We start from the raw sequence: 7,277 nt of genomic DNA on the forward strand, positions 1-7,277 counted from the left end.
TGTCTGAGACACACACATTATCAATGCGCATCATCAATTAAAACAGAATATCCAATGAACAATCATCATTTTTTAAGAACGTTATGCCTTTGCCTTGCCTGTCTGACAGCTTCCAGCCTGTCTGCCAGCCATGTCTTTACTGTCCAGACTTCCGGACCTGTAGCCAAGATCCAGCCAACGATGTACGGTGTCTTCTTTGAAGATATCAATTTTGGAGCTGACGGGGGACTGTATGCTGATTTGGTGGAAAACCGTTCATTCGAATTTCCCCAACATCTCATGGGATGGAATACTTTCGGGAAAGTCACGCTGAGTGACCGCATGCCTGCCTTTGAGCGTAATCCGCATTATGTCACCTTGCTCAGCGCAGGCCATAACCAGAAGTTTACCGGCATAGAGAATCACGGTTATTTCGGTATGGGTCTGAAGAAAGGCATGACCTATGATTTCAGCGTCTATGCCCGTCTCAATGAGTTGCAGGGAAAGAGTGCAAAGTTCCGTGTAGAACTTGTAGCGAACGATGACCAAGTGATCTCCGGACAGGAGGTGACAGTGACCGGTAATCAGTGGGAGAAATGCACGGCACATCTGACTTCAGACCGGACTGACGCCCATGCTTTCCTGCGCATTTTCCTGGAGAGTGAAGAGGGCATAGATATGGATCAGATCTCCCTGATGCCGGCAGACAACTGGCACGGACTGCGTGCAGATCTCGTCCAGGACTTGAAGGATCTTCATCCGGGCGTGTTCCGTTTCCCCGGAGGTTGCATCGTCGAAGGCACCGACTTGGCGACACGCTATCAGTGGAAGAACACTGTCGGGCCTGTCGAGAACCGGCCTCTGAACGAGAACCGCTGGAACTATACCTTCGCTTATCGCCTGTACCCGAATTATTACCAGAGTTATGGACTGGGCTTCTATGAATATTTCCTCCTGAGCGAATATATCGGTGCGTCTCCATTACCCGTATTGAATTGCGGGATGGCGTGCCAGTTTCAGAATGAGGATTCTGACCGGAATGCGCATGTTAGTCTTCAAGATCTGCAACCTTATATTAATGACGCCCTCGATCTGATCGAGTTTGCCAACGGTGACGTGAAGACCAAGTGGGGGAAATTACGGGCTGATATGGGGCATCCCCAGCCTTTCCATCTCAAGGAGATTGCCATCGGCAATGAGCAGTGGGGATCCCTCTATCCCGAAAGACTGGCGGCATTCGTGAAACAGATACGTGCCCGCTATCCGGATATCAAGATCTGCGGATCTGCAGGCCCTTATGCCTCAGGAGAAGCTTTTGATTATGGTTGGGAACAGATGCGGCGGCAAAGTGTCGATCTTGTGGATGAACACTACTATATGAATCCGCAATGGTTTCTAGCCAATGCCAACCGCTATGACAAGTACCCGCGTAAAGGTCCGAAAGTCTTTGCCGGAGAATATGCCGCTCACGGTAAAGGGGAACGCAACAACTGGGAAGCCGCGCTTTCTGAGGCAGCCTTCATGACCGGTCTCGAGCGGAATGCCGACGTCGTTTACCAGAGCACTTATGCGCCGTTGTTTGCGCATGCACAGGGCTGGCAGTGGAAACCGGACCTGATCTGGTTCGATAACCTGAGGAGCCTGCGCACAGTCAACTGGTATGTCCAGATGATGTACGGGACGAATAAAGGGACTGATGTCTTGCGTCTGACTGAAGGCGGAAAACCTGTACAGGGCGCTGACGGACTTTATGCCACTGCAGCGTATGACAAGACCACCAAGAGTTATATCGTCAAGGTCGTCAATGCCGGGAAGACAGAGCAGTCTGTTTCCATTCTTTTCAAAGGATTGAAGCATTTGAAGGCAGGGCAGCAGACCTTGCTGCACTGTGATGATCTGAAGGCAGAAAATTCGTTCAGTCATCCTGACGTTGTCGTTCCGGTGACTTCTGCCATAGGCGCATCCGGCAGTAATACGTTGACCGTAACTGTGCCGGCACAGTCATTTGCCGTCTATCGTCTTTAAGTTTCCGCCGGAGTGCATGTGCGCTCGGAGTGGAATGGATATTATCTTTCGGACTGGCGGTAGTGATCAAGGCATACGTTTGGTATGTTTCAGGATCACTATCGCCAGTTCCAGTTCATTATATGAGATGCCGGCTGTGCAGTTCTCCCTGATGGCAGAGAGTCCGCCGCCGTTGGCTTTGACCTGTGCCTGTCGGACATCCGCCAATGTCCGGTCGCTGATCCAGCCTTCGGCTTTCAGCAAGTCTTTCTCTATCAGAGTGGCGATATGCGTCTGGATCGTCCCGAGAGTCAGATGGCGGATCACTGCGATTTCCTGAGGCTTTTTCCCAGCCTGCAGCATTTGGAGGGTCACCATCCTCGTATCTTCCCTTTTCGGTTTCGGCTTTGCAGTTTTCCGCTTTCTGTCTGTCGTATTTTCTTCAATGGTGGAAAGGATCGCCTCCTGTTTGTATTTCTGGTAGTTGGCTGTCGAGAATCCATTGGTCTTGATGTGTGCCAGCAGCCAAGTTTTGATCCGGAGTGTCTGGCTCAGGGCAGAGAGATTATTGGCCAATCGTTTCTTGGCGATCTTGTTGTCCGTATGGATCTCCCCGGAGATCATGATGATGGTTCCGAAAGTCTTCCGGAGTTCTTCCAGAAAATACCCTGCGCTACGCTGTACCCGTTGCAGAAAAGCACTGTCGTGTAGGTCGGGAATGGAAGTCGAGGCGATGACCGTTATCCACTTCCGTGCAGTAGGTACGATCTTTTGGGACAATTCCAGGTGGATGAGTTGATAGGCGTTGAGGATACGTGAATATCTTCTGAATGATTCTGCCATCAGTCGCAGCATGTTGTTGGTCTCTTGCGTGAGTTCATTGAGATTGAAGAGTTCCATCAGTTGGTCTCTGAAGTATTCTTCCTTCAATGCCGGCAACTGCTGTATGCTGAACTCAGCTTCGTCTGTCTGTTTTCTGATGAACGAGTCCACGCGCTGGTCTCTGATCACACTGTTTCCAGAGAGAGGAGAGGCCAATACCAGTCCTTCTAGAGTTTTGCAGCGGCTGAGGCCGACATACACCTGACCTGAGGCAAACGAGAACCGTGCGTCGATGATGGCATGGTCGAAGGTGAGTCCCTGACTCTTGTGAATGGTGATGGCCCAGGCCAGGCGGAGGGGAAATTGCTCGAAGGTCCCCTGGATTTCAGGTTCAATGACCTTCGTCTCCGGGTTGATGACATATTTGTTATTCTCCCACGTTTCCGGTTTGACCTCAATCGCGTCCTCATCCCCTTGGCACTGCACTTGGATCATGTTTTCATCCAGAGCAATAACCCTTCCTATCCGGCCGTTGTAGAAGCGGTGGTCCTCAGAGGTATCGTTTTTGATGAACATCACCTGTGCGCCTATTTTCAGGGTCAGTTGGATGTCTGTCGGATAGCAGTATTCCGGGAATGTGCCCTTGATTTTTGCCTGATAGGTGAAAGGCGGAGAGGGGAGTTGGGTCAACTCCTTCTCGTTATAGAGTTCGGCAGACCGGTTATGGGTGGTCAGTCGGATGTACCCTTCTTCCGTTTTAGGATGGAATCCCGGGTCATACCGTTTATTCAGGAGGTCGAGGTCTTCTTTCGTCGGATTCCCGTCTCGGATATGATTCAGGATACGGATGAACTTTTCGTCTTGCTGACGGTAGACATGATGGAGTTCGATGGTGACGAACCCGACACTCTGCAGTGCCTGTGACCCGAAGAAATAAGGTGTTTGATAATAAGGTTTGAGGATCTCTATTTCCTCCGGTGTGACGACGGGGGTGAGTTGCTGCAGGTCCCCGATCATCAGCAGTTGCACGCCGCCGAAAGGTTTGTCATGTTCCCTGAACCGCCTCATGACCTGATCGATGGCATCCAGGAGATCACAGCGCACCATACTGATCTCGTCTATGACCAGCAGGTCCAGGGTACGCATGATATTGCGCTTTTCCTTGCTGTATTCGAAATGGTTCTTGAATGTTGCCTGAGGAATAAAAGGCGAAGGGGGGAGTTGGAAGAAAGAATGGATGGTCACTCCCGCTGCATTGATGGCAGCCACACCGGTAGGAGCGACGACGATCATGCGCTTGGTCGATTCCTTGCGTAGGGTCTTCAGAAAGGTGGTTTTACCGGTGCCTGCCTTACCGGTGAGAAAGACGCTCTTTCCCGTATGCTCGATAAATTCCCATGCTGTTTTCAGGTCTTGGTTTTCTTCCATGATGCATTTCCTGTTAGTTGTACAAAGGTACGCAAAATTCTTGGATTACATTCACGGGGGAAGTCATTCAGGGCAGAGTCCGGTTAAAACGTCCGCAATTAAGTGAAAAAGGTAATTAAAGATAGGCTTTTTCTCCAAAATTCATTATCTTTGTCAAATAAACTGATACTACTATGTCTGGAAAAAAATGCTTGTTGACCTTATTGTTCCTCTCCGCCTGTTCTGCTTGTTTGAAACTCCAGGCCAGGGATGTCCGGATTGCTTTTACCAATACTGGTAACATCCAGAGGAGTGAGGTCGTAGAAATGAATTTGGATTCCTTGAGGAAAATGATGCAACTGGGACCTTCCGACCCTTTTGTCATCAGGAATCCCTTCGGTCAGGAAGTGGCCTGGCAATCAACCTATGACGGAAAACTCCTGCTCTATGTCAGTGTGAGGCCTCATACGACCTCCGGTTTTACAGCCCGTCCCGGTACTCCTTCTCCGATGCCTTCTGCCGTTAGCGGTAAGATGTATCCCATTCGTGAGGACGATTTCGCCTGGGAGAATGACAAGGGAGCTTACAGGGCCTATGGACCGGCCCTTGCCAAGACTGGAGAGAAGTCGTATGGTATTGATATCTGGGTGAAGAATACCCCAGATATGATCCTGGACGAGAGATACTATAAGGATGCTGCCGGTAATGTCGAAGAGAATGCCCTGCGGAAAGAGGGATTGAAGCAGAAGGCTGATTCTGTAGACCGGGTCTCTTCTTTCCATATCGATCATGGCAATGGCATGGACGTCTATGAAGTCGGTCCTACCTTAGGCTGTGGTACGCCGGCCCTGATGTCCGACTCCGGGAAGATCATTTACCCTTATTGTTATCAGACTTATCAGATCCTGGATAAAGGACCTCTGAGATTTACGTTTCAACTCAACTTCCCTCCGAATGCAGACGGTGTCGTGGAGCATCGGATCATCAGCTTGGACAAAGGTTCTCACTTCAACCGGATAACAGTTTGGTACGACCATTTGAACACTCCTGCGCCCTTCGTTTCCGGCGTCGTTCTCCACACGCCTAAAGGCAAATTGCAGAAGGGTGTCGATTTCGCTTTGGACAAGGAACAGGTGAGTTATGCTGATCCGACACAGCAGCCTCGGGCTTGCGGGTCTTCCATCTATGTGGCCGTTTTGTTCCCCCAAGGGGTAGACCGCACATACGTTACTGATGATGGGACTCATGCCTTGGGTCTGATCAAGCATTATACCGGCGGACGGTATTCCTATCTGTTTGGTTCGGCATGGAGTGATTATGACATCAAGACCTTCCCGCAATGGCAAGTCGTCATCAAGGAGAAGTTGCAGAACTTGCAGCATCCTTTGAAAGCGGACATCACGGCATTGCGCTGATTCGAATGTTTTATTGAATTGTATTCTTTCTCCTATTCGCAGTTCTTGTATTTATTTTACACAAGAATTGCGATATTTCTTGATAAAACATGAAAAACTATCCATACTTGAACGTTATTTTATGCTATTATAGATCTATTAGCATTTGTTGTTAAAAAAAACTTTAAATAATTTTGTGGTATTTAATTAAAACTATATCTTTGCAACCGTTTGAAATATTTATATTGAAACAAGTTCATACTTGATAAAAAGATAAATCATTAATGAATAAATGATAAATAGCATTGACTGATCGTTTGGAGATGATATTTAGAAGTTATTCTTTTAAAAAAGGGAGCCTGGATGAACTTTCATTTTTCATATGTTAGTTTGTGTTTATTAACATTATATTAACAATTAATTTTTACTATTATGGTAACAAATGAAGAAAAGAAAAGTTTGGAGTATGGCGAGCTTGAAGATCGTCTCGAAATGGCTCAGTTAGCATGTGCAGAAAACAGCCGTTGCTTTATCGGCAGAGGTGGTGGCGGTGAGGTAAATCCTCCTCAATTCTAATAGAATTCTGTAAGATCATTTTATGCAGTTAGTCCCGCCTTGGGACGACTGCATAAATTATGTTTTTTGCCTATGGATGCTAAAGATATAGATATAGGAATACGCAATAAAAATTATATAGCGTTTGCCGGTAAGAAGGCGTATAACATCAACTATATTTTTTATTCTATCCTTTCGGATATTAAGGGTGGTCTATCTGAAGCTGAGGCTATAAAGAAGATATCCCTAGAGTCGGATATTGACAGTGAGGAAGTGAAGAAATCTTTTTATGGTTTCATGACTTCTGTGAATCACAACTTGGCAAACAATAAAAGCTATATCAAAGGGAAAATAATTATATTCAGGAAAAATACGACCGAAAAGATATCCCATTATTTTCAGGAATTCTTTTGTAGAAATGCCTTCTTTATATTCTTTACTTTATCCTTACTGATTAACATCGTTTTTTTTGTCACTCATACAAATGCCATTCTCGGTGATTTGTCTAAAGGGTTTACCCTGTTCCAATTGTGTGCCTTATTCGTTCTGAGCAATATTTTCGTTGTCTTTCATGAGATCGGCCATGCTTCTGCAAGTCTCAAGTTCGGACTTCCTGCCAGAGATATCGGCTTCGGTTTCTATTTTATCTTCCCTGTCTTCTTTACAGATGTCACTCGTGTCTGGCTGTTGTCGCGCAACAGGCGGCTGGTGGTGAATATTGCCGGAATCTATTTTCAGTTGCTGGCGAATATGTGTATGATTGTCATTTTCTGCCTGACCAACGAATATTTTGTCCGGAAGATATTGACTTACCTGATTGCTTCGAACAACGTGGTGATGTTATGCTCCGCCATTCCCTTTTTCAGAAATGACGGCTATTGGGTCTACTCTGATATATTCGGTGTGGAGAATCTGGTCACCAGGGCTGACCAACTGACGAGCAAATGGATTCACGGCATCAAATGGACCAGACAGGAATGTAATAAACCTTTATGATTATCCTCAACTGAGTGATTTTCTTCAATCATAGGTTCTGTGCTGAAACGCCGGTCTATAGGACACAGCTGCAACAACTAGCCTGTCAAAAAGTCTGTCGCCAAATGATCTTCGGTTGAA

At 47.0% G+C, this 7,277-nt stretch carries 5 protein-coding genes; 4 read left to right on the top strand and 1 reads right to left on the bottom strand.

Annotation, left to right across the window (positions count from 1 at the left end; genetic code table 11):
- The first annotated feature begins 54 nt into the window (after positions 1-54).
- Positions 55-2,004 carry an alpha-L-arabinofuranosidase C-terminal domain-containing protein gene (locus NG821_RS10235; protein ID WP_252761566.1) on the top strand — a complete coding sequence of 650 codons (1,950 nt, stop codon included), beginning with the start codon at positions 55-57 and terminating at the stop codon, positions 2,002-2,004.
- A gap of 66 nt (positions 2,005-2,070) precedes the next feature.
- Here the strand turns inward: NG821_RS10235 and NG821_RS10240 are convergent, their stop codons facing one another.
- Entirely contained in the window at positions 2,071-4,233 is a 2,163-nt protein-coding gene (locus tag NG821_RS10240; RefSeq protein ID WP_252761567.1) for an AAA family ATPase, read from the bottom strand.
- 173 nt (positions 4,234-4,406) lie between these two features.
- On the opposite strand from NG821_RS10240, the gene NG821_RS10245 reads away from it, so the two are divergent.
- The 3 genes from NG821_RS10245 (at position 4,407) to NG821_RS10255 (ending at position 7,157) form a co-directional block, all read left to right on the top strand.
- The gene (locus NG821_RS10245) at positions 4,407-5,627 is read left to right on the top strand and encodes a DUF4861 family protein (RefSeq protein ID WP_252761568.1); all 1,221 of its coding nucleotides are present in this window, start codon (positions 4,407-4,409) and stop codon (positions 5,625-5,627) included.
- Between the two features lie 411 nt (positions 5,628-6,038).
- Positions 6,039-6,182, top strand: a complete 144-nt coding sequence (locus NG821_RS10250; RefSeq protein ID WP_252761569.1) for a hypothetical protein — start codon at positions 6,039-6,041, stop codon at positions 6,180-6,182.
- 72 nt (positions 6,183-6,254) lie between these two features.
- Entirely contained in the window at positions 6,255-7,157 is a 903-nt protein-coding gene (locus tag NG821_RS10255; RefSeq protein ID WP_252761570.1) for a zinc metalloprotease, read from the top strand.
- Positions 7,158-7,277 lie beyond the last annotated feature (120 nt).

Origin of the sequence: Segatella cerevisiae, assembly GCF_024054555.1 — a bacterium.
Lineage (GTDB): Bacteria > Bacteroidota > Bacteroidia > Bacteroidales > Bacteroidaceae > Prevotella > Prevotella cerevisiae.

Coding starts and splice junctions, on each gene's coding strand:
- NG821_RS10235 (WP_252761566.1), top strand. CDS start 55: ATGAACAATCATCATTTTTTAAGAACGTTATGCCTTTGCCTTGCCTGT.
- NG821_RS10245 (WP_252761568.1), top strand. CDS start 4,407: ATGTCTGGAAAAAAATGCTTGTTGACCTTATTGTTCCTCTCCGCCTGT.
- NG821_RS10255 (WP_252761570.1), top strand. CDS start 6,255: ATGGATGCTAAAGATATAGATATAGGAATACGCAATAAAAATTATATA.
- NG821_RS10240 (WP_252761567.1), bottom strand. CDS start 4,233: ATGGAAGAAAACCAAGACCTGAAAACAGCATGGGAATTTATCGAGCAT.
- NG821_RS10250 (WP_252761569.1), top strand. CDS start 6,039: ATGGTAACAAATGAAGAAAAGAAAAGTTTGGAGTATGGCGAGCTTGAA.